The 26,119-nt window shown below is 64.4% G+C and carries 27 protein-coding genes and 1 tRNA gene; 12 read left to right on the top strand and 16 right to left on the bottom strand.

The genetic code is table 11. The features are described 5' to 3' along the window. Positions 1–105: 105 nt before the first annotated feature. Both nifD and nifH read right to left on the bottom strand, forming a co-directional pair. Entirely contained in the window at positions 106–1,560 is a 1,455-nt protein-coding gene (nifD, locus tag BLW40_RS09440) for a nitrogenase molybdenum-iron protein alpha chain (protein ID WP_074767884.1), read from the bottom strand. A gap of 87 nt (positions 1,561–1,647) precedes the next feature. Then, a complete protein-coding gene (gene nifH, locus BLW40_RS09435) occupies positions 1,648–2,526 on the bottom strand; it encodes a nitrogenase iron protein (RefSeq protein ID WP_074767882.1) in 879 nt (292 codons plus the stop codon). 340 nt (positions 2,527–2,866) lie between these two features. Here nifH and BLW40_RS09430 point away from each other — a divergent pair, with 340 nt between their 5' ends. The 3 genes from BLW40_RS09430 to BLW40_RS09420 all read left to right on the top strand — a co-directional run bounded on the left by BLW40_RS09430 (position 2,867) and on the right by BLW40_RS09420 (position 5,076). Next, a complete protein-coding gene (locus BLW40_RS09430) occupies positions 2,867–3,691 on the top strand; it encodes an NAD(+)--dinitrogen-reductase ADP-D-ribosyltransferase (RefSeq protein ID WP_074767880.1) in 825 nt (274 codons plus the stop codon). Between the two features lie 64 nt (positions 3,692–3,755). After that, positions 3,756–4,691 (top strand): ADP-ribosyl-[dinitrogen reductase] hydrolase, encoded by a 936-nt coding sequence (draG, locus tag BLW40_RS09425; protein ID WP_074767878.1) that lies wholly within the window; start codon positions 3,756–3,758, stop codon positions 4,689–4,691. Continuing rightward, complete coding sequence (locus BLW40_RS09420) at positions 4,669–5,076, top strand: ArsC/Spx/MgsR family protein (protein ID WP_074767876.1); 408 nt, start codon at positions 4,669–4,671, stop codon at positions 5,074–5,076. Before draG ends, BLW40_RS09420 begins: the two co-directional genes overlap by 23 nt. Positions 5,077–5,424: 348 nt before the next feature. Here BLW40_RS09420 and modD read toward each other — a convergent pair whose 3' ends face one another. Next, a complete protein-coding gene (gene modD, locus BLW40_RS09415; protein WP_083386716.1) occupies positions 5,425–6,276 on the bottom strand; it encodes a ModD protein in 852 nt (283 codons plus the stop codon). A gap of 154 nt (positions 6,277–6,430) precedes the next feature. On the opposite strand from modD, the gene crcB reads away from it, so the two are divergent. Both crcB and BLW40_RS09405 read left to right on the top strand, forming a co-directional pair. Then, positions 6,431–6,817 (top strand): fluoride efflux transporter CrcB, encoded by a 387-nt coding sequence (gene crcB, locus BLW40_RS09410; protein WP_074767875.1) that lies wholly within the window; start codon positions 6,431–6,433, stop codon positions 6,815–6,817. 11 nt (positions 6,818–6,828) lie between these two features. Then, entirely contained in the window at positions 6,829–7,164 is a 336-nt protein-coding gene (locus tag BLW40_RS09405; RefSeq protein WP_074767873.1) for a DUF190 domain-containing protein, read from the top strand. Here BLW40_RS09405 and BLW40_RS17395 read toward each other — a convergent pair. From BLW40_RS17395 to BLW40_RS17390, 5 genes are all read right to left on the bottom strand, one after another. Continuing rightward, positions 7,145–7,858 carry an RluA family pseudouridine synthase gene (locus tag BLW40_RS17395; protein ID WP_074767871.1) on the bottom strand — a complete coding sequence of 238 codons (714 nt, stop codon included), beginning with the start codon at positions 7,856–7,858 and terminating at the stop codon, positions 7,145–7,147. The two genes, BLW40_RS09405 and BLW40_RS17395, sit on opposite strands and share 20 nt — an antisense overlap. After that, entirely contained in the window at positions 7,855–10,923 is a 3,069-nt protein-coding gene (locus tag BLW40_RS09395; protein ID WP_074767869.1) for an efflux RND transporter permease subunit, read from the bottom strand. The genes BLW40_RS17395 and BLW40_RS09395 overlap by 4 nt, the downstream gene beginning before the upstream one ends. A 62-nt stretch (positions 10,924–10,985) precedes the next feature. Beyond that, entirely contained in the window at positions 10,986–12,107 is a 1,122-nt protein-coding gene (locus tag BLW40_RS09390; protein ID WP_074767867.1) for an efflux RND transporter periplasmic adaptor subunit, read from the bottom strand. 176 nt (positions 12,108–12,283) lie between these two features. After that, on the bottom strand, positions 12,284–12,586 hold the full coding sequence (locus BLW40_RS09385) for a hypothetical protein (RefSeq protein WP_074767865.1): 303 nt from the start codon (positions 12,584–12,586) through the stop codon (positions 12,284–12,286). Beyond that, entirely contained in the window at positions 12,583–12,765 is a 183-nt protein-coding gene (locus tag BLW40_RS17390; RefSeq protein WP_139305548.1) for a hypothetical protein, read from the bottom strand. Before BLW40_RS17390 ends, BLW40_RS09385 begins: the two co-directional genes overlap by 4 nt. A gap of 259 nt (positions 12,766–13,024) precedes the next feature. Here BLW40_RS17390 and guaB point away from each other — a divergent pair, with 259 nt between their 5' ends. Further along, a complete protein-coding gene (guaB, locus tag BLW40_RS09380) occupies positions 13,025–14,485 on the top strand; it encodes an IMP dehydrogenase (protein WP_074767863.1) in 1,461 nt (486 codons plus the stop codon). A 191-nt stretch (positions 14,486–14,676) separates the two neighbouring features. Here the strand turns inward: guaB and BLW40_RS09375 are convergent, their stop codons facing one another. Further along, a complete protein-coding gene (locus tag BLW40_RS09375; protein ID WP_139305547.1) occupies positions 14,677–15,690 on the bottom strand; it encodes an NAD(P)/FAD-dependent oxidoreductase in 1,014 nt (337 codons plus the stop codon). Positions 15,691–15,830: 140 nt separating this feature from the next. Between BLW40_RS09375 and BLW40_RS09370 the strand changes: the two genes are divergently transcribed. Next, positions 15,831–15,907: transfer RNA gene (locus tag BLW40_RS09370), tRNA-Arg, on the top strand. Between the two features lie 114 nt (positions 15,908–16,021). Here the strand turns inward: BLW40_RS09370 and BLW40_RS09365 are convergent. The 5 genes from BLW40_RS09365 to BLW40_RS09345 form a co-directional block, all read right to left on the bottom strand. Continuing rightward, entirely contained in the window at positions 16,022–16,939 is a 918-nt protein-coding gene (locus BLW40_RS09365) for a XamI family restriction endonuclease (protein ID WP_074767861.1), read from the bottom strand. Beyond that, complete coding sequence (locus tag BLW40_RS09360; RefSeq protein ID WP_074767859.1) at positions 16,939–18,168, bottom strand: DNA cytosine methyltransferase; 1,230 nt, start codon at positions 18,166–18,168, stop codon at positions 16,939–16,941. Before BLW40_RS09360 ends, BLW40_RS09365 begins: the two co-directional genes overlap by 1 nt. Positions 18,169–18,351: 183 nt before the next feature. Beyond that, positions 18,352–19,128, bottom strand: coding sequence for a helix-turn-helix transcriptional regulator (locus BLW40_RS09355; RefSeq protein ID WP_074767857.1), 777 nt, complete (start codon positions 19,126–19,128; stop codon positions 18,352–18,354). Between the two features lie 19 nt (positions 19,129–19,147). Beyond that, positions 19,148–19,525 (bottom strand): cupin domain-containing protein, encoded by a 378-nt coding sequence (locus BLW40_RS09350; protein ID WP_074767967.1) that lies wholly within the window; start codon positions 19,523–19,525, stop codon positions 19,148–19,150. 149 nt (positions 19,526–19,674) lie between these two features. Then, positions 19,675–21,294, bottom strand: a complete 1,620-nt coding sequence (locus tag BLW40_RS09345) for an ABC-F family ATP-binding cassette domain-containing protein (RefSeq protein WP_074767855.1) — start codon at positions 21,292–21,294, stop codon at positions 19,675–19,677. A gap of 408 nt (positions 21,295–21,702) precedes the next feature. Between BLW40_RS09345 and BLW40_RS09340 the strand changes: the two genes are divergently transcribed. From BLW40_RS09340 to BLW40_RS09320, 5 genes are all read left to right on the top strand, one after another. After that, complete coding sequence (locus tag BLW40_RS09340) at positions 21,703–22,878, top strand: MFS transporter (protein WP_342027659.1); 1,176 nt, start codon at positions 21,703–21,705, stop codon at positions 22,876–22,878. Then, the gene (locus BLW40_RS09335; RefSeq protein WP_074767851.1) at positions 22,875–23,621 is read left to right on the top strand and encodes a helix-turn-helix transcriptional regulator; all 747 of its coding nucleotides are present in this window, start codon (positions 22,875–22,877) and stop codon (positions 23,619–23,621) included. Before BLW40_RS09340 ends, BLW40_RS09335 begins: the two co-directional genes overlap by 4 nt. Positions 23,622–23,728: 107 nt before the next feature. Then, complete coding sequence (locus tag BLW40_RS09330) at positions 23,729–23,944, top strand: response regulator transcription factor (protein ID WP_074767965.1); 216 nt, start codon at positions 23,729–23,731, stop codon at positions 23,942–23,944. An 85-nt stretch (positions 23,945–24,029) separates the two neighbouring features. Next, positions 24,030–25,217: a GGDEF domain-containing protein gene (locus tag BLW40_RS09325; protein ID WP_170834551.1), complete on the top strand. Its 1,188-nt coding sequence runs from the start codon at positions 24,030–24,032 to the stop codon at positions 25,215–25,217. Positions 25,218–25,363: 146 nt separating this feature from the next. Beyond that, a complete protein-coding gene (locus tag BLW40_RS09320; RefSeq protein WP_074767847.1) occupies positions 25,364–25,657 on the top strand; it encodes a hypothetical protein in 294 nt (97 codons plus the stop codon). 103 nt (positions 25,658–25,760) lie between these two features. Here BLW40_RS09320 and pufA read toward each other — a convergent pair whose 3' ends face one another. Together pufA and pufB are read right to left on the bottom strand one after the other, a co-directional pair. Next, entirely contained in the window at positions 25,761–25,934 is a 174-nt protein-coding gene (gene pufA, locus BLW40_RS09315; RefSeq protein WP_074767845.1) for a light-harvesting antenna LH1, alpha subunit, read from the bottom strand. A gap of 34 nt (positions 25,935–25,968) precedes the next feature. Then, complete coding sequence (gene pufB, locus BLW40_RS09310) at positions 25,969–26,109, bottom strand: light-harvesting antenna LH1, beta subunit (RefSeq protein ID WP_021131958.1); 141 nt, start codon at positions 26,107–26,109, stop codon at positions 25,969–25,971. Between the last annotated feature and the right edge of the window lie 10 nt (positions 26,110–26,119).

Below are 26,119 nucleotides of genomic sequence, written 5' to 3'. Positions count from 1 at the left end.
GACAAACAAACTCCTTCCCGCCTCCCCGCGCCCCCGGATATTGGGCGACACGCGGGGAGGGAATTTACGTGCGAACGATCGTAGGTCGGAACCTGGGGAGGCGCTTTACGCGGCCTTCCACGGGGCCTTCAGCTTGCTCCAGATCGGGGCATTGACGGCCATGTCCATGTCACGGGCGAAGATGGCGAAGCCGTCATAGCCGTGATAGGGGCCGGAATAATCCCACGAATGCATCTGGCGGAAGGGCACGCCCATCTTCTGGGTCGAGTACTTCTCCTTGATGCCGGAGCCGACCAGGTCGGGACGCAGCTTTTCGATGAATTTCTCCAACTCGAATTCGGAGACGTCGTCGTAAACCAGCGTGCCTTCCTTCAGGTAATGGCCGGTGCGCTGATAATCGTCGTTGTGGGCGAATTCGTAGCCGGTGCCAACGATGACCATGCCGAGATCGTCATAGGCGGTCGCGGTGTGACGGGGGCGCAGGCCGCCGACATACAGCATGACGGTCTTGCCTTCGAGCCGCGGCTTGAAGCGGGCGAGGACGCCATCGACCAGCGGCTGGTACTTCGCGATGACCTTTTCGGCATTGGCCTGGATGGTCTCGTCGAACTGGGCCGCGATCTTGCGCAAGCTGGCAGCGATCTGGGTCGGGCCGAAGAAGTTGTATTCCACCCACGGAATTTCGTACTTCTCTTCCATGTGGCGGCAGATGTAGTTCATCGACCGGTAGCAGTGGATGAGGTTCAGCTTGGCGCGGGGGGCGCGCTCGATTTCAGCCAGGGTCGCGTCGCCGGACCAGGAGCCGATCACGCGCAGACCGATCTCTTCCAGCAACTTGCGCGACGGCCAGGCGTCGCCGCCGATGTTGTAGTCGGCGATCAGGTTGACGTCATAGGGGGTGCCTTCCCACTCGGGGATGCCCTTGTCGAACACCCAATCCCGGATCGCGTCGTTGGCGATGTGGTGGCCGAGCGACTGGGACACGCCACGGAAGCCTTCGCAGCGGACCGGAATGACCTTCTTGCCGAGTTCCTTGCCCTTCTTCTTCGACACGGCTTCGATGTCGTCGCCGATCAGACCGATCGGGCACTCGGACAGGATCGAGATGCCGTTGTTGAGCGGGAACAGGACTTCGAGCTCGTCGATCATCTTGTCCAGGTTCTTGTCGCCACCGAAAACGATGTCGCGTTCCTGGAAGTCAGAGGTCACCTGCATGGTGACGAAGCTGTCGATGCCGACGGTGCCGGTGAAGTAGTTGCGGCGCTGGGACCAGGAATACTGACCGCAGCCGATCGGGCCGTGCGAGATGTGGACCATGTCCTTGACCGGACCCCACACCACGCCCTTGGCACCGGCATAGGCGCAGCCACGGACGGTCATCACGCCGGGAACCGACTTGATGTTGGATTTGACGCCACAGGTCGGGTTGCCTTCGGCGTCGCTCTTGACGGTGCCGAGGTGGCGCGCACGCTTCTTCGCAGCCTTTTCCGGATACTGATCGAGGACTTCCTTGATCAGAGCCTCGTTGGCGGCGGTGTCGTTGATGTTGTCGAGGCTCATGCCCCTTCTCCTTTCCGCGTGTTCTTTATCCTCCGCCTGTCCCACCGGCCGGATCGAAACCGGCGGGACGGGCGGACCGGTCCGGCTTTACCCGACCGACTTTTCCTTGGCTTCCAGCTCGGCCAGGGCCTGATCGTCGGACTTCATGATGCCGAATTCGAGCAGCAGGTCTTCGAGTTCTTCCATCGTGATCGGGGTCGGAATGGTGCCCTTGCCGCCATTGGCGTGGACCTTGGTCGCGAGCGAGCGGTATTCGGCAGCCTGCGACGAATCCGGGGCGTACTGGATCACGGTCTGGCGACGCAGTTCGGCGTGCTGGACGATGTTGTTGCGCGGCACGAAGTGGATCATCTGGGTGTTGATCCGCTTGGCCAGGGTCTCGGCCAAATCAAGCTCGCGGTCGGTCTGACGCTCGTTGCAGATCAGGCCGCCGAGACGGACGCCGCCCGAACCGGCATACTTCAGAATGCCCTTGGCGATGTTGTTGGCGGCGAACAGAGCCATCATTTCGCCGGACATGACGATGTAGATTTCCTGGGCCTTGTTCTCGCGGATCGGCATCGCGAAGCCGCCGCACACCACGTCGCCCAACACGTCATAGGAGACGTAATCGACGTCGTCGTAAGCGCCGTTCTCTTCAAGGAAGTTGATCGCGGTGATGACGCCGCGACCGGCGCAGCCGACGCCCGGCTCAGGCCCACCGGCTTCGGTGCACTTGATGCCCTTGTAGCCGATCTTCATCACGTCTTCGAGTTCGAGGTCTTCGACCGAACCCGCCTGGGCGGCGAGGTGCAGCACGGTGTCCTGCAACTTGCAATTCAGGATCAGTCGGGTCGAATCGGCCTTGGGGTCACAGCCAACGATCAGAATTTTCTGATCCATTTCGACCAGCGCCGCGAGGGTGTTCTGCGAGGTGGTGGACTTGCCGATACCGCCCTTGCCGTAAAATGCGATCTGACGAGGCATGTTGGAGTTCCTTTCTGTCTGCCTTCCGAAACCGTCGGCTGAGGGTCTCGCCTCCGCCACGAGCCTACCCTTGCATGGTCTGTGCCAAGTGCCTGGGGTGGGGTGGAACAAGGCTTTGTCTGCTGTCGATTGTGGCAATATCGTTTGGAATCAGACTATTGTTCTGTGTCGCGAGGCATATGCCTAAAAAACAGGCTGCTGTTCGGAACGCGACAACCCGACGACGGAGTGTTCGAAGCCGAACAGCGGCGGTCACACGGGCGGCGGGATGACACACAGAGTCGGGTACGCTTCTTGCATAGGGGCGCCTGCACCTTTTGATGAGAGTCTATCGCCCGCCATGGACCAGCCGACACATCGCCGACTTGGACACAGCACCAATCTGGTGGGGCTCTCCACCAACCTGTTGGGGAGCGACGCCTTCAACGAGGATCCGCGCGAAATACATCTGTCTGGCGTGTGCGAGATGAATCGCCGCCTGTTCGAGATGCTGGGTTTTTCCGAAGGGCTGGCCGACGCCGGTGACGCCTTTATGAAATACATGCAGGCGATGTTCGGGATTGATCCCGAGCAGCATGAAAGCGACGGCGGCCAAAGCGGCGTGCCGCGCCGCTATCGGTCGAGCTTCCTGCGCCTGTTGAAAGGGTGGGGCTACGATTCCAACGGCCCCGAAGGCGCGGTGCTGAAGGGGTGGGTCGAAAGCAGGTTCGGCCTGTTCCCGACGTATCATAAGGAGATGATCACCAGATTCTCGACGCCGGGCTGGATTTCCTACGTAGAAGAGAAAATGTCGAGCAGATTTCATAATAATTCAATTTACTGCCAGCTCGATATCCTTTACGAATTCTGTCAGTGGGCGCTCTCTGTTCATGCTGCGCCCGGAGAGCGCCATATAACTCTCTTCCGCGGGGTCAATTCGTTCGAGGAACATCAGATCGTTGAACGGATCGACCGCAAGACCGTGGTGATGCGACTGAACAACCTTGCGTCTTTTTCCAGCGACCGAGGGGTGGCCGATTGTTTCGGCGATACCATCCTGACCGTCCGGGTGCCGGTGGTGAAGGTGATGTTCTTTAACACGTTGCTGTCGCTCCACCCGCTGAAGGGCGAAGGCGAGTTCCTGGTGATCGGCGGCGATTACCGGGTTCGCGCCGATTATCTGTGATGGCTTCGCGACGAAGCCGGTTTTTAAGTCACCCCCCGCTTTTGACGATGACCGAGAGGCCCTGATGACCGAACCTTCCCTGATCGAGCGCGCCCTCGGGGCCTATCTGGGCTTCGCCGTCGGCGACGCGCTGGGCGCGACCGTCGAATTCATGACGCGGGGCGAGATCGAGGCGAAATACCGGCTGCATCGCAAGATGATCGGCGGCGGCTGGCTGCATCTGGCGCCGGGGCAGGTCACCGACGATACCGAGATGTGCCTGTGCCTGGGCCGCTCGCTGGTCCGCCGCCAGGGCTTTGACTTGACCGACATTTGCGACGAGTTCGCCGCCTGGCTGAAAAGCGGCCCGGTCGATGTCGGCAACACCTGTCGGCGCGGCATCCGCCGCTACATCACCAATGGCAGCGTCGAAGGCGCCTATTGCGATGGCGATGCCGGCAATGGCGCGGCAATGCGCAACCTGCCGCTGGCGCTGGCGACGCTGGGCCGTCCCGATCTGCTCGATCGGTGGACAATTGCCCAAGCGCACGTCACCCACAACCATCCGCTGTCCGACGACGCCACCCTGGCTTTGGCGCGGATGACCCAGGCGCTGGTGATGGGGCGGGGAATGCGCGAGGCCCGCGACGTCGCCCGCAAGCTGGTCGAGACGCACAAGACGTTCCGTTTCGAGGTCTTCCACGGGCAATCGACCGCCTACATCGTCGATACGATGCAGACCGTGCTGCATTTCTATTTTCTGACCGATTCGTTCCGGTCCTGTCTGACCGAAGTGGTCAATCAGGGCGGCGACGCCGACACCACCGGCGCAATCGCCGGGATGCTGGCCGGGGCGACCTATGGGGTTCGGGATATCCCTACCGCCTGGCTCGGCAAGCTCGACAAGACTGTCGCCGAGGAGATCCGGGCCCAGGTCCCTGGGCTGCTGGCCCTGTCGAATGTCCTGAAAACACAAAACGAAGAAGGAGACGCAGGGAATGGCCGTGATCGTGTTTTATGAAAAGCCGGGTTGCATCAACAACACTCGGCAAAAGCAGATTCTGACTCAGTCGGGCCATGACGTCGTCGCCCTCGACATCCGGGTCCAGGCCTGGACGCCCGCGACGCTGCGGCCCTTCTTCGGCGACCGTCCGGTGGCGGAATGGTTCAATTGCGCCGCGCCGCGGGTCAAATCGGGGGCGGTGGTGCCCGAGACGATTGCCGCCGACGAGGCGCTGGCGCAGATGTGCCTCGACCCGCTGCTGATCCGCCGCCCGCTGATCGAGTGCGGTGGCCACAGGCTGGCCGGGTTCGACGAAGCGCTGTTGCAGAGCTGGGTCGGTCTGGAGCCGCAGGACTCGCCCGCGCCGCAGACCTGCCCGCGCACCGAGGGAGTTTGCCCCTGATCGGCTAAGGCATGATGCGTTCAATCTGCATCACGCTTTAACAGGTTGCGGAAGAACTCCGCTGCGCGGCCGGGCGACCGCCCGGACCCGTTCGGAGGCGAGCGCCTCCGAGCCTCCCTTTAGCTTAAAAATCTGGAGGGTTCGGGAGGCAGTGCCTCCCGATGGGGGCGGGGGCAAAGCCCCCGAAACCCATCCGATCCCGCGCCCTGTTATACCAAACTGCTCTTTGATGCAGTTTGGTTAGGCCCGAAGGGCCGCGCGCCTCGTGGCGCGGAGCCAAGCGGCCCGGATGGGCCGCGCCCGGCGAATGAGGGCCAGCGCGGATCGGGTCCGATCCCGCGCAGCTTATTATGCAGGCGTGATCGTCACCGCGATATCGGCGGGCGGGGCCCAATAGGGCGACGAGGTCACCAGCACGTCGGCTCCGGCGGCGGCATAGGCGGCGGCGTTGCCCGCGTTGACCCCCCCGGCGGCAGCGATGACGCAGGCCCGCTTGCCGATCGCGTTGATGACCCAGGCAACGGCGTCGGGGGAGAATTTTTCCAATTGCACCACGTCGGCGCGGGCCTCGGCGGCGGCAACCGCGCTTTTGGCGTCGGTGACCTCGACGACGATTTTGCGTTCGGGGCAGGCGGCCTTTAACTCGGCGATCATCGCGTCAAGCGGCTGGTCGGGGAAAAAGGCGCGGTGTTCGGGAAACAGCAGCACGCTGTCCGACAGACCGAGCCGATGCGGCGAGGCTCCCCCGGCCAGGATCGCCTTGACCGCGACGGCGCGGGTTCCCGGCAGGGTCTTGCGGGTGCAGGCGATACCGATGCCGGGAGCGACGGCGCGGGCCATCGCGACGATGGTGGCGGCGGCGGTGGCGATCCCCGAAGCGGTCTCGACCAGGGTCTGCGCTACCTTCCAGGCGGCGAGCAGACCGGCGGCGGGGCCGGAGGCGCTCAACACTTCGTCGCCGGGCTGGCGCGGGCTGCCGCTGGGGACACAGCGCTCGACCCGTCCGCCCGCCCGTTCGATCAGCCGGGCCGCCTCTTCGGTGCAGCAGGCGACCATCGCGCCGCGGGCCTGGAACAGCATCCGCCCCGGCTGGTGCCCCAATCCCAGCGTCCGGCTGGTCAGATCGCCGAACGGCACATCCTCGGCGTAAAAGCGGTCAAGCTCGGCATCGGGCAGAATATAGGGACAAGACGGACTCACGGGCAAACCTCCGGGGGGAAACAGCGGCGGTCAGGGTGGTCCGACCGCTCCACCATCGTCAAGTCCGTTCCTGGTACGATTTACAGTTGACCCGAACCGGCGCGCGGGAGGACAAGGCGCAATCAGGGAGCCATCACACCAGGAGCCTGTTCCGATGCTCGCCTATGCCTTCGTCGCCCTTGGCAGCGCCATCGGCGGAACCTTGCGATACTGGCTGTCGGGGCTGATCGCCGACGCGGTCGGCGGCACCTTTCCGTGGGGAACGCTGGTCATCAACATCGCGGGCTCGTTCGCGATCGGCCTGTTCGCCACCCTGACCGGGCCGGACGGGCGGTGGTTCGTTCCCGCCGAGGGGCGTATCTTTTTCATGGCGGGGGTCTGCGGCGGCTTCACCACCTTCTCGTCTTTCAGCCTCCAGACCCTGACGCTGGTGCAGGAAGGCGAGTGGCTGCCCGCGCTGGCCAATGTCGGGCTATCGCTGGCGCTGTGCCTGGGGGCGGTGGTGCTGGGCCATGTCGCGGCCCAACTGATCAATCGGTAGGAGGGCAGGGGATGATCCAGCGGGACGAGGCGGCGTTGCTGCGAATCTATATGGGGGAATCCGACCGCGAGGACGGTCATCCGCTGCACGAGGCGGTGGTGCTGGCGGCGCGTGGCGCCGGTCTGGCCGGGGCAACGGTGCTGCGCGGGGCGTTGGGGTTCGGGCGGTCGTCGCGGCTGCACAGCGCCAAGATCCTGCGGCTGTCGGACGATCTGCCCCTGGTGGTCGAGATCGTCGACCGTCCCGACCGAATCGAGGGCTTTCTCGACCGGCTGACCGCGCTGGTAGGCGAGCGCGGGCTGATCACCCTGGAAACGGTGCGGGTGATCAAAGGGGCGCCAGTATAGCAATACCCTCTTCGGTCCAGCCGCATCCGCTCAGCAGGGCGCGGAGATGGTCCGGCACCGGGGCGGTGACCGACACAGGCGGTCGCTTTGGCTGGAATGGCAGGGTGACGGCGCGGGCATGGAGCGCCAGCCGGTCCCCGGCCAGGGTGCCGGTGCCGCGTCCATAGATCACGTCGCCGACCAGCGGATGGCCGATCGCGGCGCAATGGGCGCGAATCTGGTGGGTGCGGCCGGTCAGCGGCCGACATTCCAGCCAGGATAGCCGCCCGTCGCTGCCCAGCAGCCGCCAGCGGGTGGCCGAGGGCAGGCCGCCGCGCTCATCGACCTCCATCCGCCAGCCGAACTTCGCCTCGCGCTTCTTCAGCGGCAGTTCGATCAGTCCCTCGTCCTGGCGGGGGCGGCCGACGACGACGGCCCAATAAACCTTCTCGGCGTCGCCTTGGGCGAAAATCTCACCCAACCGGGCCAGGGCGCGGCGATGGCGGCCCAGCACCAGACAGCCCGAGGTATCGCGGTCAAGCCGGTGCGCCAGTTCGGGCGAGCGCGGCAGGCCAAAGCGCAGGGCGTCGAGATAAAGCCCAAGATGATCGTCGCCCGCCCGTCCGGCATGAACCGCCAGACCGGCGGGCTTGTCGATCACCAGCACCGAGGCGTCGCGGTGAAGAACGCGGGCCTGGATCTCCTCTGGACTCATACCGGATGCTCGGCCGATGCTTCGGTCGCGGCCTCGGGCACGACGTGGCGCTGGGTCGCGATCAGGGTATAGATCACCGGCAGCACGAACAGGGTGAACAGGGTGCCGATGCTCATCCCGGCGACGATCACCAGCGCGATCGAGAAGCGCGATTCCGCTCCGGCCCCGCTGGCGAACAGCAGCGGCAGCAGGCCGGTGACCATCGCGGCGGTGGTCATCAGGATCGGGCGCAACCGCATTCCGGCGGCGACCTTCACCGCCGCCTTGCGGTCGAGGCCGTGGTGGATCTGCTGCTCGCGGGCGACTTCGCAGATCAGGATGCCATGCTTGGTGATCAAGCCGATCAGGGTCACCAGACCGATCTGGGTATAGATGTTCATGCTGGCGACGCCCAGCGCCAGCGGGATCAGCGCACCGCAGATCGACATCGGCACCGAGACCATGATCACCAGCGGATCGCGGAAGCTTTCGAACTGCGCCGCCAGCACCAGGAAGATGATGATCAGGGCGAAGACGAAGGTCATCACCAGGGCGTTGCCTTCCTGGATGAACTGGCGCGACTGGCCGCCGTAATCGATCGCGGCGTCCTTGGGCAACACGTCGGCCGCAATGTTGCGCAACAGGTCGAGCGAATCGCCCAAGGTCGCGCCCGGCATCGGGAAGGCGGTGATCGAGATCGAGTTCAACTGGTTGAACTGGTTGAGCGAGACCGGCTGGACCTCCTGGCGCAGGGTGACCAGCGAGGACAGCGGAATCACGGTGTCGCCGGTGCCGCGAATATGGAAGCGGCCCATCTGGGCGGGATCGAGCCGGAATTCGCGCGGGACTTGCGGAATCACCTGATAGGACCGGCCCTGAAGATTGACCAGATTGATGTAATTGCCGCCGGTCATCGTCGCCAGGGCGTCGCCGATCTGCTGCATCGAGATGCCATAGGCGGCGGCCTTGTCGCGGTCGATCACCACCTTGGTCTGCGGGCTTTCGTATTTCAGGTCGGAATCGACGAAGGCGAACATCCCGGCGGCCTGGGCGCGGCGGATCATCTCTTCCTGGAGCGCGTTCAGCTGGGGATAGGTGGTGGTCGAGGAGATCACGAACTCGACCGGCAAGCCATCGACGCCGGGCAAAGGCGGCGGCGGGAACACCGAGGCCTTGACCCCCGAAACCGTGTTGAGGCTCTTCTGATAGGCGGCGGTCAGCGTCTTGGCGGCGCGGGTGCGCTGGTCCCAGCCGGTCAGGACCATGCCGCCAAAGCCCGAACTGGCTCCGTCCATACCATTGATAAGAAAGGTATTCTCGGTCTCGGGGAACTCGTGGACCTTCTGGTTGATCTCGGACGAGAACACATCCATGTAATCAATGTTGGCCGAGGCGGGGCCGTGATAGGAGGTGAACACCACCCCCTGATCCTCTTCGGGGGCCAGTTCGGCCGGCACCGCCAGGAACAGGAACGGCAGGCAGCCCAGCACGATCAGGGCGAAAACCAGGGTGGTCGGCCGGTCGTCGAGCGAGGCGGACAGCCAGCGTTCATACCGGTTGCGGACCTTGTCGAAGGTGCGGTCGATCAGCGCGGGCAGGCCGCCCTTGTTGCTGTCGTGGCGCAGAATGCGCGAGCACATCATCGGCGACAGCGTCAGCGCGATGACACCCGACACCACCACCGCTCCGGCCAGGGTCAGGGCGAATTCCTTGAACAAGGTGCCGGTCAGTCCGCCCATGAAGGCGATCGGGGCATAGACCGCGGCCAGGGTGATCGTCATCGAGATCACCGGCCCGGCGATTTCGCGGGTGCCGACCAAGGCGGCTTCGATCGGATTCTTGCCTTCTTCGATATGGCGGTGGACGTTTTCGACCACGACGATCGCGTCATCGACGACCAGACCGATCGCCAGCACCATCGCCAGCAGGGTCAGCAGATTGATCGAGAATCCCAGCGCCAGCAGGAAAATCGCGACGCCGACCAGCGACAGCGGGACCGTCACCACCGGGATCGCCACCGAGCGCAGGCTGCCCATGAAGAAGAAGATCACCACCATCACGATCAACGCCGCTTCGGCGATGGTAATCGCGACCTCGCGGATCGCGGCCTCGATGAACAGGGTCGAATCGTAGGAAATTCGCGCGGTCAGGCCGGTGGGGAGCTGTTCGGCCAGTTCGGGCAAGGTTTGGGTGCGAATCTGGCGGATCACCGTCAGCGGGTTGGCCTCAGGCGTGGTGAAGACGCCCAGAAAGACGGCGCGGCTGCCATTGGCGAAGACGCTCATGTCCTCGCTTTCCGGCCCCAACTCGACCTTGGCGACGTCGCCCAGCCGGACCAGCTGTGTTCCGTCATGCTTGATCACCATCTGGCGGAATTCCTCGACCGAGCGCAGATCGGTCGAGGCCTGGGTGCTGACGACGTCGAACGAGCCTTTGGTCGAGCCCGCCGCCGAGGTGTAATTGTTGCTGGTCAGCGCGGTGCGCAATTCATCGGTGCCGAGGTCGTACTGAGCCAGCTTTTCCGGGTCGATCCAGACCCGGATCGAGAATTTCTGGCCGCCATACAATTCGGGATTGGCGACGCCCGGCACCGCCGACAGCTTGGGCTGAACCACCCGCATCACGTAATCGGTGATTTGCTGCTGGCTGAGACGGTCGGAGGAAAAATCGAGATAGGCCGAGGCGAAGGATTGCCCGGTTTCCTTTTTGATGACCGGATCGTTGATGCCGCGCGGCAACAAGGTGCGCACCTCGTTGGCCTTGCTCATCACCTCGGTCATCGCCGCCTCGGGGTCTTCGTTGAGGCGGATATAGGCTTTGATCATGCTCGTGCCCGGCAGCGAGCGCGAGGTCAGGTAATCAATGCCTTCGGCGGTGGCCACCGCCTTCTGAATCGGTTGGGTGACGAAGCCCTGGATCAGTTCGGCGTCGGCCCCGGGAAAGGTGGTGGTGATGGTGATGACGGTGTTGGTCATCGCCGGATATTGCCGCACCGGCAGGCTGGTCAGGGCGCGCAGGCCGATAAAGAGGATCAGCAGGCTGACCACCATCGCCAGAACCGGTCTTTTGATGAAGATGTCGAACATGGTGGTCTTTCCTTCTGGCCTCATGCGCCGGCGTCTGGTGTCCGCGTGCGAGGGACGAGGGATCAGGGCGTCGCGGCGGCGGCGGGCTTCAACGGATCGGTTGCGGCAATCTCGACCAGGCTGCCGTTTTGCAGCTTGACCTGACCCGAGGTCACGACCAACTCGCCCGCCTCGACGCCCTTGTGCACCATCACCAATCCGTCGCGCCGGTCACCCAACTGCACCACCCGGCGTTCGACGGCGCGGATGGTCTTTCCGTCGGCACCGGCCGTCTCCGTCACCACGAACACCGCATCGCCGTGCAGGTTGTACGACACCGCCGAATTGGGCACGGTAACCGCCCGGTCGATTTCGGCCCGCGCGATCTCGATCTTGGCGAACATGCCGGGACGCAGGCGGCGCTGGGTGTTGGGGAAGCTGGCCTGGACCCCGATCATCCCGGTCTTGGCGTCAATCTGGGGCTCAAGCGCGGCAACGATGCCTTCGAATGTTTCGCCCGGCCAGGAATCGGTGGTCATCCGCACCGTCTGGCCGACCGATACTACCCCCAGGTCTTTCTGCGACACCGTGAAGTCGCACAGCATCTTGGACAGATCCTGAAGGTTGACGATGGTGTCGCCGGGTTCAAGATACTGGCCCAGATCGACCTTGCGGACGCCCAGCGTTCCGTCGAACGGGGCCAGGATGGTCTTTTTGGCGATGGTGGCGCGCAGCCCGGCGACGCGGGCGGCCTTGACCTTCAATTCGGCCTCGACCTTGTCCAGCGCGGCCTGACTGACGGTATCCGAGCGCAGCAGCGACACGTTGCGGTTATAGGTGACCCGGGCCAGCGCCATTTCGGCCTCGGCGCTGCGCAGATCGCCCAGTTCGACCTCGCTGTCGAGCGCCAGCAGTGTCTGGCCGCGGCGGACGTCCTGGCCCGACTGGAAGCCGATCGACCGCACCAGACCGGACACCGAACTGCTGATATTGACGCCGTTGACCGCCTGTAGCGTCCCGACCGCCGGGACCACCGCGCGCCAGTCCTGCATCACGGCTGGGGTCGCGGTGACGGTCAGCACCGGCTTCGGCGCATTGGCGAAAAAGGATTTGATCATGCTCTGGCGGAACTGCACGAACCCCAGAACACCGCCGAACACCACGCCGCTGGCGACCAGCACGACGATCATCCGTTTGATTCTCATGGAAACTCCGTCACTGGCCGGGGCGGGGTTTGGGTCCGGCGGGGGATTTCGAGGATACGGCCCCGATGGTTCCGGTCCTCTCCCTGCACCGCACCATTGTGGCTTGCAACATCACGACAGGCCAGCCTAATCCGCAGCGACCGGCTTCGGTCCGCCGATCGCGCCGGGTGGGGGGATTAGCGCCGGTCGGATTCGCCGCGCGACGCCGGGACATAGCCAAGATCGGTCATGCACAGGGCCAGCGATCCGTCGGCCTGACGCTTGGCCCGCTGGCGGTCATATTCGCGAAAGGCGCTGGGGCTGGAATTGTCGTCCTCGCGCCAGCCGCTATCGCGTTCGGCCTGACGGCGGCAAGAGGAATAATCGTGTCCCCATTGCTCGCGCGGCAGGGTGGGGTGGCGCCACGGCACCGAGGCGGAAACGCATCCGGCCAGACACAGCAGGGCCAGAGCGGCGGCGACGGGACCGCGCCGGATCATTCCGCCGCCTGGTCCGGCTTGCGGGATTGCCTCTCGCGCAATTGGGTGACCAGCAATTCTTTCGGGTTGTGGCAGGCGCTGCACCACGCAACGGCGGTGCCGTCGCCATAGGCCATGACCCGATGCGCGCAGGTTGCGCCGCAATGCGGGCAATTGAGGACGGCGTTGAACAGTCTCATTCGCGTCTCCTGGGGCCGACCATGGACCGGACCAGTCATTCCTCGAGCCAGAGAAAGCTATACGATAGGGTGCGGCGATGCACAACCCCGACAAATGGGTCCCCCTCTGGCGCGACGGGATGCGTCGAATCCTTGAGAGCGAGGCCGGATTGTGTATGATGGCTCGCCACACGGGTCTCCACAGCCGATATCGGCACCGGGGGCGGTCCGCATTTGCGGGGCCGTCCGCCGGCTTTACCTAATTCCTCCCGGAGGTGGCATGGTCATCAAGGAAGCGCTGACGTTCGACGACGTTCTGCTGGTCCCGGCGGAGTCCGGAGTTCTGCCTGCTCAGGCCGATACCCGGACCTCGCTGACCGCCTCGATCGAACTCGGCATCCCGCTGCTGTCGGCGGCGATGGATACCGTCACCGAATGCCGGCTGGCGATCGCGCTGGCTCAGAACGGCGGCATCGGCGTCATTCACAAGAACTTGTCGATCGAGGCGCAGGCCGCCGAAGTCCGCAAGGTCAAAAAGTTCGAATCCGGGATGGTGGTCGATCCGCTGACCATCCATCCCGACCAGCCGCTGGCCGATGCGCTGCGGCTGATGTCCGATCACAAGATTTCCGGCATTCCGGTGGTCGAGCGCGAGACTGGCCGTCTTGCCGGTATCCTGACCAACCGCGATGTCCGCTTCGCCTCCGACCCGTCGCAGCCGGTGCACGAACTGATGACCAAGGATCGGCTCGTCACCGTGCGCGAGGGCATGGTCAAGGACGAGGCCAAGCGGCTGCTCCACCAGCACCGGATCGAAAAGCTGCTGGTGGTCGATGCCGATTACCGGTGTATCGGGCTGGTGACGGTCAAGGACATCGAAAAGGCCGAAGCCCACCCCCACGCCGCCAAGGATGAAAAGGGCCGCCTGCGCGTCGCCGCCGCCACCGGTGTCGGTCCCGACGGCTTTGCCCGCGCCCTGGCTCTGGTCGAGGCCGGAGTCGATGTCGTCGTCGTCGATACCGCTCACGGCCATTCGCGTGGCGTGATCGACACGGTGCGCGAGATCAAGCTGGCGATCCCGGCGGTGCAAGTGATCGGCGGCAACATCGCCACCCCCGAAGCCGCCTCCGCCCTGATCGCGGCGGGAGCCGACGCGCTGAAGGTCGGCATCGGCCCCGGCACGATCTGCACCACCCGGATGGTCGCCGGTGTCGGCGTACCGCAATTGTCGGCGGTGATGGAGGTGGCCGAGGTCGCCCACCGTCACGGCGTCAAGGTGATCGCCGATGGCGGCATCAAATATTCGGGCGACATCGCCAAGGCGATCGCCGCCGGAGCCGATTGCGTGATGCTGGGCTCGCTGTTCGCCGGAACCGAGGAAAGCCCCGGCGACGTGTTCCTCTTCCAGGGCCGCTCGTACAAATCCTATCGCGGCATGGGCTCGATCGGGGCGATGGCGCGTGGCTCGGCCGACCGCTATTTCCAGGCCGAGGTCGGCGACAAGCTGAAGCTGGTCCCCGAAGGCGTCGAAGGCCGCGTTGCCTATAAGGGGCCGGTCGGCACCGTGATCCATCAGCTGATCGGCGGTCTGCGCGCGGGCATGGGCTATACCGGCAACGCCACCATCGCCGAGATGCAGACCCGGTGCACCTTCCGCCGCATCACCGCCTCGGGCCTGCGCGAAAGCCACGTCCACGACGTGTCGATCACCAAGGAAGCGCCGAACTACAAGAGCGAGTAACCACAGCCGCTGGGCCGGAAACGGCCAAAGCGACACCGAGGCTGGCGCGGCCGGGATATCCCCCGGCCGCGCCGTTTGCGTTAGGGTGCGTCGAAAAACTCGACCATAGCGCCGCTATGCTCATCGCTTTTCTCCTTCCATCCCGCCATTTTTCCCAGCAGCGCGTCTCATGCGGTAAGTGTCAACGCACCCTAGGGACCGGGCACACCGGCGGTGGTGGAATGGACGAAATGCAGCGCCGCGCCGGGATGGACGACGTCGTGGACGGAATGGGCGGCGCGGGCCGCTTCGGCAAAGCCGGTGAGGATCAGACGCAGCTTGCCCGGATAGGTGCAGATGTCGCCGCAGGCGAAGATGCCGGGGCGGCTGGCGGCTCCGCTGGCGGGGTCGATGATGACGCAATGGCCATCCATCGCCAGTTCCCACCCGGCGACCGGGCCGACATCGCCCGACAGACCGAAGAAGGCGAGCAGGGCGTCGGCGGGCAGCCGTCGCGTCTCGCCCTCCAGCGTCGCGACGATCACCGCTTCCAACTGGCCGTCATGACCCTCCAGCGCGTGCAACTGGGTCGGGATCACCAACTCGATCCGTCCCTGTTCGGCCAGCCGCAGCAAATCCGCCTCGGCACCGGGGACCGCGCGAAAGCGGGGGCGGCGGTGGACGACGCTGACCTTCGCCGCGATCTCGGACAGCGAGATCGCCCAATCCACCGCCGAATCGCCGCCGCCCGCGATCACGATCCGCTTGTCGCGAAACGCCTCGCGCCGGGGCACGCTATAGAACACGCCGCTTCCTTCATATTGCTCCAGCCCGTCGAGCGGCGGCCGCTTGGGGGCAAAGGCCCCGCCGCCCGAGGCCAGGATCACCGCACGGGCGACAATCTCTTCGCCGTTGCCCAGCCCCATCCGCCATCGCCCGTCCGGCTCGGCGGTCAGGGTGGTGGCGGTGACGCCCAGATGGAAGACCGGCTCGAACGGCGCGGCCTGCGCGCTCAGACGCTCGACCAACGCCGAGGCCAGGATGCGGGGATGGCCCGGAATGTCGTAGATCGGCTTTTCCGGGTACAGCGCCGACAATTGGCCGCCAACATGGCTGAGGGCATCGACGACATGGCAGCGAACCTTGACCATGCCGCACTGAAAGACCGTGAACAGCCCGACCGGTCCCGCTCCCACCACCACCGCATCGGTTTCATGAACGCGCATTGTCTTGTGATCCTGTGTCGTTCCCGTCCGATCCAGATGGCCCCGCCGCGCCAATGCGACAAGAGCGGTTGCCGTTTGTCATTTTGACCGTTGCATCCGCCCCGACCCTGACATACAGTGTCGCCCCTTGCTTCTGCGTAGCACCCGTAGCTCAGCTGGATAGAGTACCGCCCTCCGAAGGCGGGGGTCACAGGTTCGAATCCTGTCGGGTGCGCCAAAGCTTCTCCCCATTTTTGAGACGATCCTCCCAGCCTCACCCAGGCTGTGGACGCGATTCGCCCCGCGGGCGGCTCGTCGGATGCCCCCCTCGCGAAGCGAGAGCTTCAGAGGCTCAGAACTGGTCGTCCAGCCAAGCCGAGAAGCTGTCGAGGTCGTGGGACCAGAACACCCGGACCTTGGCATCGATCAAGCGCTCAACGTCCTTCGCGGCGATGACGCCGTCCAGCAACGCGGCTGTTATGACGAAGCTGCCCCAGTGGGTTTTCCACGCCTCGGCCTTCTTAAGAACGTCGTTCACCCGTTTGACCGAGTTCGTCTCGTCGTTGGTGACCTTGCATTCCATCGCGAGGACGACGGTATTCCGCAGGCCGCACGCCACGTCCACTTCCTGCGGGGCCGCCGTCGCGGTGGCGAAGCGGGTCTTGTGCATGAAGTGTCGTTCAGGCACTGCCGCTCGCCGGTCGATGAGGCTGCTGGGAAGACGGGCCCACCCTTTCCGTTCGAGCAGCGCCACGACCGCCTGTTCTTGCCGGGCGGCGAGGCGGTTGCGCCGACTCGTGGCCACGGTCTGGTTGGCGATCAGCGGGGCCAACGTAAGCAGGATCTCCCGCATTTCGACGCGGGTCGGCCTCCGTCCCGTGTCGAGCCATCGGGTGAGGTGGCGGTCACGCCAAGCGCCAAAAGTCGCGGCGACAGCGACGGCCACACCCGGGGCCACCGGCTTGTCGTTGTTCTCGCTCCCTTTGGACCAGTCGGGACACAGCAGCTTGAATTGGTCCTGGCTGATCGGCGGGGCCATGACATGCCTCAAAGCCAGCATGTGGCCGCCATTCTCGCGCAGCGCGGACGCCACGTCGGCGAAGTAGTCGGAGGCTCGCAATGCCCTCGCCAGCACCTGCCTCGCGGCGCGCAACTCGGCCCGCCAGTCCTTGGCGCTCTCCACGGGGTCGCGAGCCTCTTGGTAGAGACGTTTGGCCTCGGCGGCCCTGGCTGCGTGGAAGGATTTGAGGCTTTCCACCGTCTGGGGCATCAGATCGCCTTGGCGTGTGCGACGGGGATTCTGGAAACTCTCTTGGGGGCGGCGGCCCTGCGGGAGGGACCGTTGCGGGCCTCCTCCTTCGCGGTGTAGTGGACGGCCTTCAGCAAATGGTCGTGCAGGGGCAGCAACGTAGAGTGGCGGGCGACCATGTCAGCCGGTTGCGCTTCGACGTGGTCAAGCAGAGCCCGGCCGACCTGCTCGGCAAGCGCGGGCGGAACGGCGTTGCCGATCTGCCGGTATTGGCTGGTTCTGTTGCCTGCGAAAACCCAAGAGGCGGGGAAGGTCTGGATCGCCGCGCACTCCCTGGGGCACAACCGCCGCAACCCCAGGGCCGGGTCTTTCACCCAGTCTTGTTGGGCGCTGGCGGTGACCGTGCGGGCAGGAAGGTCGAGGTCGGCGACGAAAGCCCCCTGCTTGTAGCCCCAGTGCCCGCCGGGGCGGGTGGTTTCGGCCTTGCCGGGGCTCTTCACCCCCGATCCCGGTGCCACAAGGGCCAACTCCGTCGCCAGTTTTCCGGACGGGCGGATCACCTCGTCGTCCGAGAGGGGGGCGAGGGAGGCGAGGCAACGCCCCAGGGGCACCCAGGAGGTCAGGCCCGGGGCCGGAATCTTCGCGTGGGTGGCAACGGGGAACGGCGGTACGTCACCCGTGCGAAAGCCGACGACAAACAAGCGAACTCGCCGCTGGGGCAGGCCGTAGTCGGCGGCGTTGAGGAGGGCCACGGAGGTCTGGAACCCGGCTTCGTTCAGCAACCGGCTGCGGATCAGGTGCAAGGCTGTTCCCGGCACCCCGTCCGGGCCGCGAGCGGTCAGAAGCCCCCTGACGTTCTCGAACAACAGCCATCGAACGTCCATCTCTCCGGCAAGGCGGACGAAGTCGGCGAAGAGTTGGCCGCGCGGGTCCTCGAATCCCTTCTGGTGCCCGGCGCTGCTCCAGGACTGGCACGGAGGGCCGCCTGCCAGCAGCGTGACGTCGCCGCGTCCGATCCCGCCTTTGGCCAGGATGTCGCGGCCGGTCGAGCGGCGCACGTCGGCGCGTTCGACGAAGGCGTGTTCCAGGGCGGCCGAGCGCGCCAGCCGCCGCCCCTTGTTCAAAGTCAGGGTCTCGACGGCATCGCTATCCAGGTCGGACGCGTAGTGGCAACGCCAGCCAGCCTCCTCCAGGCCGACGTCGAGTCCGCCCGCGCCGGAGAAGAGTGAAACAAAGGAGTTGCGCGACATGCCTCGACCTTACCCTGGGAGCTTCGGCGTGGATTCTACCAAGTCGAGGCGGTCTCTGCTAGAAGTACTTGTTATGTTCTAACCGTTCGGCGAGGTGGTGTTACGACACCTCTTCGAGGCCATGCGGGGCAAATCTTCGAGTTGCCCCGCATGGCGTTCCCGGATGACAGCCACCTAACAATGTTACCGCCCAAGCCTGCGGGCGGGGCGAATCTGCCGCGCCCACATCCCCGGCGGCACTCCCATCAGGCGGCGGAAGGCTCGGCTGAAATGGCTCTGGTCGGCAAAGCCGGTCGCGGCGGCGGCATCGGCGATCGTCGTGCCCTGGAGGATCAGGGTGCGGGCGTGGCGCAGACGGGCTTCCAGGCGATGTTCGGCCGGGGTCAAGCCCCAGGTCCGCCGATAGAGTCTGTGCAGGTGGAAAGGGGAGAGGCCAACCCGGCGGGCAAGCTCGGTGAGGTCGAGCCGCGCCTCCACCTGTTCCACCGCTTCGCGTCGCGCCATCCGCAACGGGCCGGGCACCAACCGCCGTCCGTCAGCCGCCCCGGCGAGGCGGCTCGTTTGACCCAGCAGCGAGTCCGCCTCGGCCCGCGCCAACGGTCCGCCGGTCTCGACACGTGCGAACGCGCGGTCGAAAGCTTGGGTCCAGGCCGGGTCGCGGATTGCTCCCGCCGCCCAAAATGAATCGTGGAGCAAGCGGGGGCCAAGGACGAGAACGCGGTGTTGGCCGCTGGTCCCCGCCGCCCAGGCGTGCGGTGTGTCGGGCGGAATCACAAAGCCGTCACCAGGGCCGAGCGCAACCGGTCCGCTGGGCAGATGCAGCGTGCGGTGTCCGCGATCGACCAGCCCCAGCACCAGGGAAAGGTGGGCGTGCCACGGCGTGGCGGCCGAATCGCCTTCGACCCGCACGGAGCTGATCTCTCCGCTTTCATCCGCTCGATGGCACACCCGATCGACCATCGTCTCTCTCCGCGCCGGGTCAGTTGATCGCGGGTGAGAACACCGCCATCAACACCATACCATCCGCTCCGGCCTCCAGCGAGTGTGGGGTCGCCCGTGGGATCACCATCAGCGCGCCGGGGGCATACTCGACCGTCCGCCCCGCCAGATCGGCCGTGCCGCCGCCACCGACCACGAAATGCTGCTCTGTTTGTCCGTCGTGCGCGTGGGGCAGCATCGCGCCGCCCGGCGCGATCCGGACCAGCAGGGTGCTGAACGCTCCGCCAGAGGCCGCACCCCGGATCAACGGTTTCACCTGAACCCCCGGAAAGGTCGGATGCGGCGCCCAGCCCGTTTCGGCGGCGGATGGCTCCGTCCGGTTTCCTTCCGCCAACAGATCAATCATCGTCGTTGTCATTTGGGCACCTCCCGACATGGGGCGTTGTTGTCTCGCCCCCATCGTCGCCCCGAAGGGCGGCCGATGCCTTGGAGGATCTTGCTCTTTTTGACCAGGACAGAGGCGACCGATGACCCGGGTGCGTCACGCCGTCCGATCCCGGCACACGATCAGCTATGCAATCCGGGCGCTTCATGCCCGGTGCGCGCCACGTACTCGGTATAGCCGCCGCTATATTGGTGGATGCCGTCGGGGGTCAGTTCCAGCACGCGGTTGGACAGCGTCGCCAGGAAATGCCGGTCGTGCGACACGAACAGCATCGTGCCCTCGTAATTGGCCAGCGCCTTGATCAGCATTTCCTTGGTATCGAGATCGAGATGGTTGGTCGGTTCGTCCAGCACCAGGAAGTTGGGCGGATTGAACAGCATGATCGCCATCACGAGGCGGGCCTTTTCACCCCCGGAAAGGACGCGGCATTTCTTTTCGACATCGTCGCCGGAAAAGCCGAAACACCCGGCCAGCGCCCGCAGCGATCCCTGATTGGCCTGAGGAAACGAGCTTTCGAGCGATTCGAACACGGTGGCGTCGCCATCCAGCAACTCCATCGCGTGCTGGGAGAAATAGCCCATCTTGACGCTGCCGCCGACCGAGACGGAGCCCTGATCCGGTTCGGTCGCGCCCGCCACCAGCTTGAGCAGGGTCGATTTGCCCGCGCCGTTGACGCCCATCACGCACCAGCGTTCGCGGCGGCGGATGGTGAGGTCGAGCCCCTGATAGATGGTCCGGCTGCCATAGCCCTTGTGCACGTTGCGAAAGACCGCGACGTCTTCGCCCGACCGCGGGGCGGGCGGGAAGTCGAACGACACGATCTGACGCCGCCGGGGCGGTTCGAAGCGTTCGATCTTGTCGAGCTTCTTGACCCGGCTTTGCACCTGGGCCGCATGCGAGGCCCGCGCCTTGAACCGCTCGATGAATTTCAGTTCCTTCGCCAGCATCGCCTGCTGCCGCTCGAACTGGGCCTGCTGCTGCTTTTCGTTCAGCGCCCGCTGCCGCTCGTAGAATTCGTAATCGCCGGAATAGCTGGTCAGGGTTCCGCCGTCGATCTCGACGATCTTGGTGACGATCCGGTTCATGAATTCGCGGTCGTGCGAGGTCATCAGCAGAGCGCCGTCATAGCCCTTCAGGAATCCCTCCAGCCAGATCAGACTTTCGAGGTCGAGATGGTTGCTCGGCTCGTCGAGCAGCATCGCGTCGGGCCGCATCAGCAGGATGCGGGCGAGCGCAACGCGCATCTTCCAGCCGCCCGACAGCGCTCCCACGTCGGAATCCATCATCTCCTGGCTGAAACTAAGCCCGGCCAGAACTTCCCGGGCCTTCCCCTCCAGTTCGTAGCCGCCCAGTTCCTCGAAGCGGGCCTGGACCTCGCCATAGCGCTCGATGATCGCGTCCATGTCGGCGCGATCGGGATCGCACATCGCCGCTTCGAGGCTGGCCAAGTCCGCCGCCACACTGCTGACCGGACCGGCCCCGTCCATCACTTCGGCAACCGCGCTGCGGCCGGACATTTCGCCGACATCCTGGTTGAAATAGCCGATCGAGACCTGTTTCTCGATCGCCACCTGCCCCTCGTCGGGCACCTCTTCGCCCGCGATCATCCGAAACAGCGTGGTCTTGCCCGCACCGTTGGGACCGACAAGGCCGACTTTCTCGCCCCGGTAAAGCGCGGCGGACGCTTCGAAAAAGAGGATACGGTGGCTGTTCTGCTTGGTGATGTTATCGAAACGGATCATGTGCGGCTGGGTTCCCGTGGCGTGGTGGGCTTCTTATGCCACAGGATGCGCGCCGCGATAGTCCCCTTATCGACAGGCCGACGAAAACACCCCGATTCGGGCCGTTCGGCCGGGCGAAGGCAATGCGTGAATTGTCGCCGCCACCGTCCCGCCTGCGAGACAGGGATCGCGCCACTCAACCTCAATGGTATATACATATTGATGAGATATGAGCGTCATGGGCACATCTTTAGCCATGATGAACATATTAGGTCTAACCCTTAACCTATCGGAACGCGATATACTTCCTTTGGATAGTTTAATCCCATCTTAAATTGCGATCAACACGGGATGCGCATCGACAGACATAAGGTCATAAACGTCGTTATCGAAAGTTGATATCGCATTATTGTTTGCCGGAGCAAAAAATTGGATGGGTCTATTGTCTGTTCGCAACAAAGAACATTGAACCTTCCGGTAATATCAATCGCAACGGCTCTGCTGGCAACGGCGGTTGGGGCGTCTTATGCGTATGTCGATCTGTCGATGAACCGTATGGGCGCCTCGGCGACGGCCATCGGTCTGAACGCCGCGATGCCTCCGCTGGGCTGGCTCCTCGGAACGCCGCTGATGCCGTGGGCGCTCCGCCGCTTCAATCCCAAACTGCTCCTGCCGACCCTTCTGGCCGTGGCCGCCATTGCCCTGACCGGCTTTCCCCTGCTGTACGATCAAGAGGCTTGGCTGGGGCTGCGCTTTTTGTTCGGCGGCTGCTGCGGACTGGCGTTCCGGCTGATCGAATATTGGGTCAACGCCGCCTCACCCTCTGCCTGCCGTGCCCGCAATCTTGGCATTTATAACGCCGCGTTCTGCACCGGAGCCGCGAGCGGAGCCCTTGTCGTCCCGACGATCGGGCTGGAGGGGTGGCCGCCGATCCTGCTGATCCTGGCCTTCACGACCGCCAGCGCCGTCCTGCTGGGCGCGATCCGGGACGCCCCCCCAGCCCCCGCCGCCACCGATGCGCCGTCCGGCGCGGTCCGGTTGCCGCTTTCCGCCTTTATGGTCGTCCCTGTCTTTGGCGCCCTGGTGTTCGGCCTGTTCGAGGCTGTGCCCTATACGCTGATGCCGGTTTATGTCTTGCGGCTTGGGCTGAGCGAAACCCAGGCGGTCGGAACCGCCAGTGCCTTTCTGCTGGGGGCCTTGCTGTTCAGCATCCCGCTGGGAATTCTGGCCGACCGCATCGGCAAGAGAGTGGTTCTCGTTGTCTCCTGCGGGATCGCCCTGCTGATCCCGACCGTCTTGCCGTTGACGGTTTCGAGTCCGGCGGTCCTGTTCGCGATCATGATGCTGTGGGGCGGAGTGGTCTCCTCGATCTATTCGCTGTCCCTGGCTCAACTGGCGGATCGGTTTCACGGCTCGGCTTTGGTCGCCGCCAACGCCGTGTTTGGAACTCTCTATGCGCTCGGCAGCCTGACCGGTTCGCCCCTGCACGGATTTGCGATGGACAGCCTCAATCCTCAGGGACTGATGGTCAGTTCCGTCATTTTGTTCCTGATTTACGCCGTCTTTCTGTTTCGGTCGGGTCGGATATCGAGGAGCGCCGGATGATTCGTCTCCAAAACCTCTCCTCCCAGCGGGTTCTGGATGCCATCGACGATTTCCGCCAAGCCGCGAACCGGGACGATTTGTGGGCCCGGCTTCATCGTCATCTGGCCGAGTTCGGGATCACGGGCATGATCTACGGCACCGAAGCGATGCCGGACCCGGACCGGGATCTGTTCCTGGTCATCAACAGCATCGCCCCCGCTTGGCACGAAGAGAAAATGTCGCAGGATCTGTTCCTGTGCGACGGGTACGTTCGCTACGCTCGGGCCAAAACCGACCCGATCCTGTGGAGCGACAGAAGCCATGTGGTCGCGATGCCGCAGGAATCCCGCAATTCACTCGAGCTTGATTACGATTTCGGCGTCATCGCCGGGGTGTCGATCCCGATGCACTTTGCCAATGGATTGGGGGTGAGTTCGATCGGCTGCCACGCCGCACACTTGTCGATGAACGAATTCGACAGGATTTGGGCCCAGCGCGGCCACACGATCATGTCGCTCGTCAATGCCTTCGATCTGCGGCTGCGTGAAAATCACATCGGCGAACTGTATCCCCTGACCGCCGGCGAGCGCGAATGCCTGCTGCGGCTGGCGACGGGTCTGACCCAGCAACAGATTGCCGACCGTCTGCGCGTCTCCGACCGCTGCATCGAAAAGCGGCTGACCTCGGCCCGACACAAGCTGAATGCGGAGACGACGACCCAGGCGGTTGCTTCCGCGCTGATCTTTGGGCTGATCGATCCTTAATGTCCCCAACGCCAAAGGGCTGGGGACGGAAGGGGGGAAATCCCCCAATTGCTCCCAACGAGGGCACGTCTTACGGTGTCGTCAGCCATGTCGTTCTGGACGCGATGATGACCGATGAAGTTCATAATTCTCCGATCTTGAGCAAACGTGAACGGCAATGCCTGACCTATCTTGCTCAAGGGTTGCGAGTCATTGATCTGGCCGATGCGATCGGGATCAAGCCGAAGACGGCCGAAAAACAGATCGCGTCGGCACGGGCCAAACTGGGGGCGGCGACTCGCGAACAGGCGGTCGCAATCGCCATTCGGAACAATTTGCTCTGACGAGCGGAGAGATCGGCATTTGCGGGAGGGGGATTGGGGCATGTCTTCATTCAACCGATTTCGGGCGGCCGGGCCTTCGTCTCTGATGGCATCGGCACACCCGGGGGGCGATAGCCCGGCATTACGGGCGGTCCGCACCCTCCGCGACGCGGCAAGCCAGCCGCGGATGATGATCGCCCAGCCTTTCGGCCCCCAGGGCGAGAGGCCTGAGTCCGATCCGGCGCGGGCTTTCGGCGCAAACAAGCCCCATCCCACAGCCGGTTGGATCCCCCCGACCGCCCTTGCCGCCCTGATTAACGGGCTGCGGCGGTGGATCCGCCTCAGGGCTCTCAAGATCATCGACGAAATCGCCGAGCGGCGGATGATCGACCGGACCCGCACTCTCGATAGCTCCCGGCACGTTTCCGACCATCTGCTCGAGCAATTGCCGGTCCCGGTCTGGGTCGAGGACGAATCGGGGCGGCTGGTCCATCACAACCGGGCGTTCCGCGCCCTGTTCCGACGCGAGGCCGAGGCGTTGATCGGACGCAGCGTCGCCGAGTTGCTGCCGGAAACCTCGGATTCCATCCCGGTCGAAACCCGGCTCGACACCGGCGAACGGCGGCTCGACGTCATCATCGGCCGCTGTCGGCTGACCCTTCCGGCCTCGTCACCCGATTTTCGCTCGATCGCACCGGTCGGCGGCCGGATCGGCACCATCACCGATATCACCGAGCGCAAGGAAATCGAGCGCCGCCTGCGCGAACTGGCGACCACCGACGACCTGACCGGGGCCTTGAGCCGTCGGGCATTTTTCGCCGCCGTCGAGCAGGAAGCCGAACGCTCCAGCCGCTATGGCAGCAAAATGTCGCTGATGATGATTGATCTCGACCATTTCAAGCAGGTCAACGACCGCTTCGGCCATGCCGCCGGGGACCGGGCGTTGAAGCTGGCGGCCCAGGCGATGGTGGAGGGATTGCGCGACATCGACGCGCTGGGGCGGATGGGGGGCGAGGAATTTGCCGTGCTGTTGCCGCAGACCTCGTTGTCCGGGGCGATCGAGGTGGCCGAGCGGCTGCGCAAGTCCGTTGCCGCGATCGCCATTCCGGTCGATCCGCACCCGATGACGGTCCAATTGACCGTCAGCATCGGCGTCGCCGAACGTCTCGATGACGAGAGCGATTTCGACCGGGTTCTGTCGCGGGCCGATGCCGCCCTTTACCGGGCCAAGGACGAAGGGCGCGATCGGGTGGTGTTCGACCAGCCCCGCCATCGGGATATTTTTCCGGCCTGAGCCCGCGACCGCCGAACCACGTTCTATCCCGCCTTGTCCGCGTCGGGCTGCGGTTGCCCTGTGCCGACGTTCGTGGCACGATTTCGGCGATGATGTCGATACGGGGGACACCCGCCCCCCACTGGCTCTAAGGACGGTTCCAAATCATGTCAGACGCTCCGCGGATCCGCAGAAACAGCGCCTCGACCGGTGCGCAGAAATGGGTGGCGCTGGTCTCTGCGCCGGTCTTCTTCCTGATCGCCGGAACCCTGGCCAATGGCGGGCTGGAAACGGTCAGTACCGTCTTTGCCCTTCTGGCGATGGCGATGCCGCTGGTGTTCGTTGTCCTGGCGATCCGGGATTGGGTGTGGGCGATGCGGTCGTACCGGGCACGGCAGACGGCTATCCCCGAAGAAAGCCCCCGTTCCGCCGCGACGACGTCGGAGCCCGAGCTGCCCTGACCGTCGATCAGGGAAAAATCCGGCGTATAAAACGAAAACGGGCGGACCCGGGAAAACCCGAATCCGCCCGCTATCGGAGCGTAAAACGCTGGCTGTGAGCGAATTACTTCGTCGCGGTCTTCGCGGCGCCGAGGGCGATCCAGTTGAAGCCCGGAACGGCCAGAACGGCGGCATGCACGGAAATGGCGACGACGACGGCGACAACCCAAATCACGGGCAGCCAGGTCGACGGATTGATGACCAGCCAAATCTTGTAGTCGTCTTTCGGATTGCTCATAATAAAATTCCCCTAATGAATGATTAAATCAGGCTCAGAACCAGGGCTTCCAAACCCACACCAGCACGTGCGCGACGGCGGCGATGAGGATGAACGCGCTGAAAGTGGTCTTGAACTGCTCGTGCACTTCAACGGCTTCTTCAACGGTCAGACCCGACAGGCTTCTCTCAGCCATGACTATCTCC

Source organism: Magnetospirillum fulvum (assembly GCF_900108475.1).
In the GTDB taxonomy this organism is placed as follows: domain Bacteria; phylum Pseudomonadota; class Alphaproteobacteria; order Rhodospirillales; family Magnetospirillaceae; genus Phaeospirillum; species Phaeospirillum fulvum_A.
This window is presented reverse-complemented; position numbering and strand designations above follow the sequence as displayed.

Coding starts and splice junctions, on each gene's coding strand:
- BLW40_RS09350 (WP_074767967.1), bottom strand. CDS start 19,525: ATGACAACGACGATGATTGATCTGTTGGCGGAAGGAAACCGGACGGAG.
- nifH (WP_074767882.1), bottom strand. CDS start 2,526: ATGCCTCGTCAGATCGCATTTTACGGCAAGGGCGGTATCGGCAAGTCC.
- BLW40_RS09405 (WP_074767873.1), top strand. CDS start 6,829: ATGATCCAGCGGGACGAGGCGGCGTTGCTGCGAATCTATATGGGGGAA.
- pufA (WP_074767845.1), bottom strand. CDS start 25,934: ATGAGCAATCCGAAAGACGACTACAAGATTTGGCTGGTCATCAATCCG.
- BLW40_RS17390 (WP_139305548.1), bottom strand. CDS start 12,765: ATGAGACTGTTCAACGCCGTCCTCAATTGCCCGCATTGCGGCGCAACC.
- BLW40_RS09320 (WP_074767847.1), top strand. CDS start 25,364: ATGTCAGACGCTCCGCGGATCCGCAGAAACAGCGCCTCGACCGGTGCG.
- BLW40_RS09365 (WP_074767861.1), bottom strand. CDS start 16,939: ATGCCCCAGACGGTGGAAAGCCTCAAATCCTTCCACGCAGCCAGGGCC.
- BLW40_RS09430 (WP_074767880.1), top strand. CDS start 2,867: ATGGACCAGCCGACACATCGCCGACTTGGACACAGCACCAATCTGGTG.
- BLW40_RS09325 (WP_170834551.1), top strand. CDS start 24,030: ATGGCATCGGCACACCCGGGGGGCGATAGCCCGGCATTACGGGCGGTC.
- BLW40_RS09395 (WP_074767869.1), bottom strand. CDS start 10,923: ATGTTCGACATCTTCATCAAAAGACCGGTTCTGGCGATGGTGGTCAGC.
- pufB (WP_021131958.1), bottom strand. CDS start 26,109: ATGGCTGAGAGAAGCCTGTCGGGTCTGACCGTTGAAGAAGCCGTTGAA.
- BLW40_RS09345 (WP_074767855.1), bottom strand. CDS start 21,294: ATGATCCGTTTCGATAACATCACCAAGCAGAACAGCCACCGTATCCTC.
- draG (WP_074767878.1), top strand. CDS start 3,756: ATGACCGAACCTTCCCTGATCGAGCGCGCCCTCGGGGCCTATCTGGGC.
- BLW40_RS09355 (WP_074767857.1), bottom strand. CDS start 19,128: ATGGTCGATCGGGTGTGCCATCGAGCGGATGAAAGCGGAGAGATCAGC.
- BLW40_RS09390 (WP_074767867.1), bottom strand. CDS start 12,107: ATGAGAATCAAACGGATGATCGTCGTGCTGGTCGCCAGCGGCGTGGTG.
- BLW40_RS09375 (WP_139305547.1), bottom strand. CDS start 15,690: ATGCGCGTTCATGAAACCGATGCGGTGGTGGTGGGAGCGGGACCGGTC.
- crcB (WP_074767875.1), top strand. CDS start 6,431: ATGCTCGCCTATGCCTTCGTCGCCCTTGGCAGCGCCATCGGCGGAACC.
- BLW40_RS09385 (WP_074767865.1), bottom strand. CDS start 12,586: ATGATCCGGCGCGGTCCCGTCGCCGCCGCTCTGGCCCTGCTGTGTCTG.
- nifD (WP_074767884.1), bottom strand. CDS start 1,560: ATGAGCCTCGACAACATCAACGACACCGCCGCCAACGAGGCTCTGATC.
- guaB (WP_074767863.1), top strand. CDS start 13,025: ATGGTCATCAAGGAAGCGCTGACGTTCGACGACGTTCTGCTGGTCCCG.
- BLW40_RS09335 (WP_074767851.1), top strand. CDS start 22,875: ATGATTCGTCTCCAAAACCTCTCCTCCCAGCGGGTTCTGGATGCCATC.
- BLW40_RS09360 (WP_074767859.1), bottom strand. CDS start 18,168: ATGTCGCGCAACTCCTTTGTTTCACTCTTCTCCGGCGCGGGCGGACTC.
- BLW40_RS09330 (WP_074767965.1), top strand. CDS start 23,729: ATGACCGATGAAGTTCATAATTCTCCGATCTTGAGCAAACGTGAACGG.
- BLW40_RS17395 (WP_074767871.1), bottom strand. CDS start 7,858: ATGAGTCCAGAGGAGATCCAGGCCCGCGTTCTTCACCGCGACGCCTCG.
- BLW40_RS09420 (WP_074767876.1), top strand. CDS start 4,669: ATGGCCGTGATCGTGTTTTATGAAAAGCCGGGTTGCATCAACAACACT.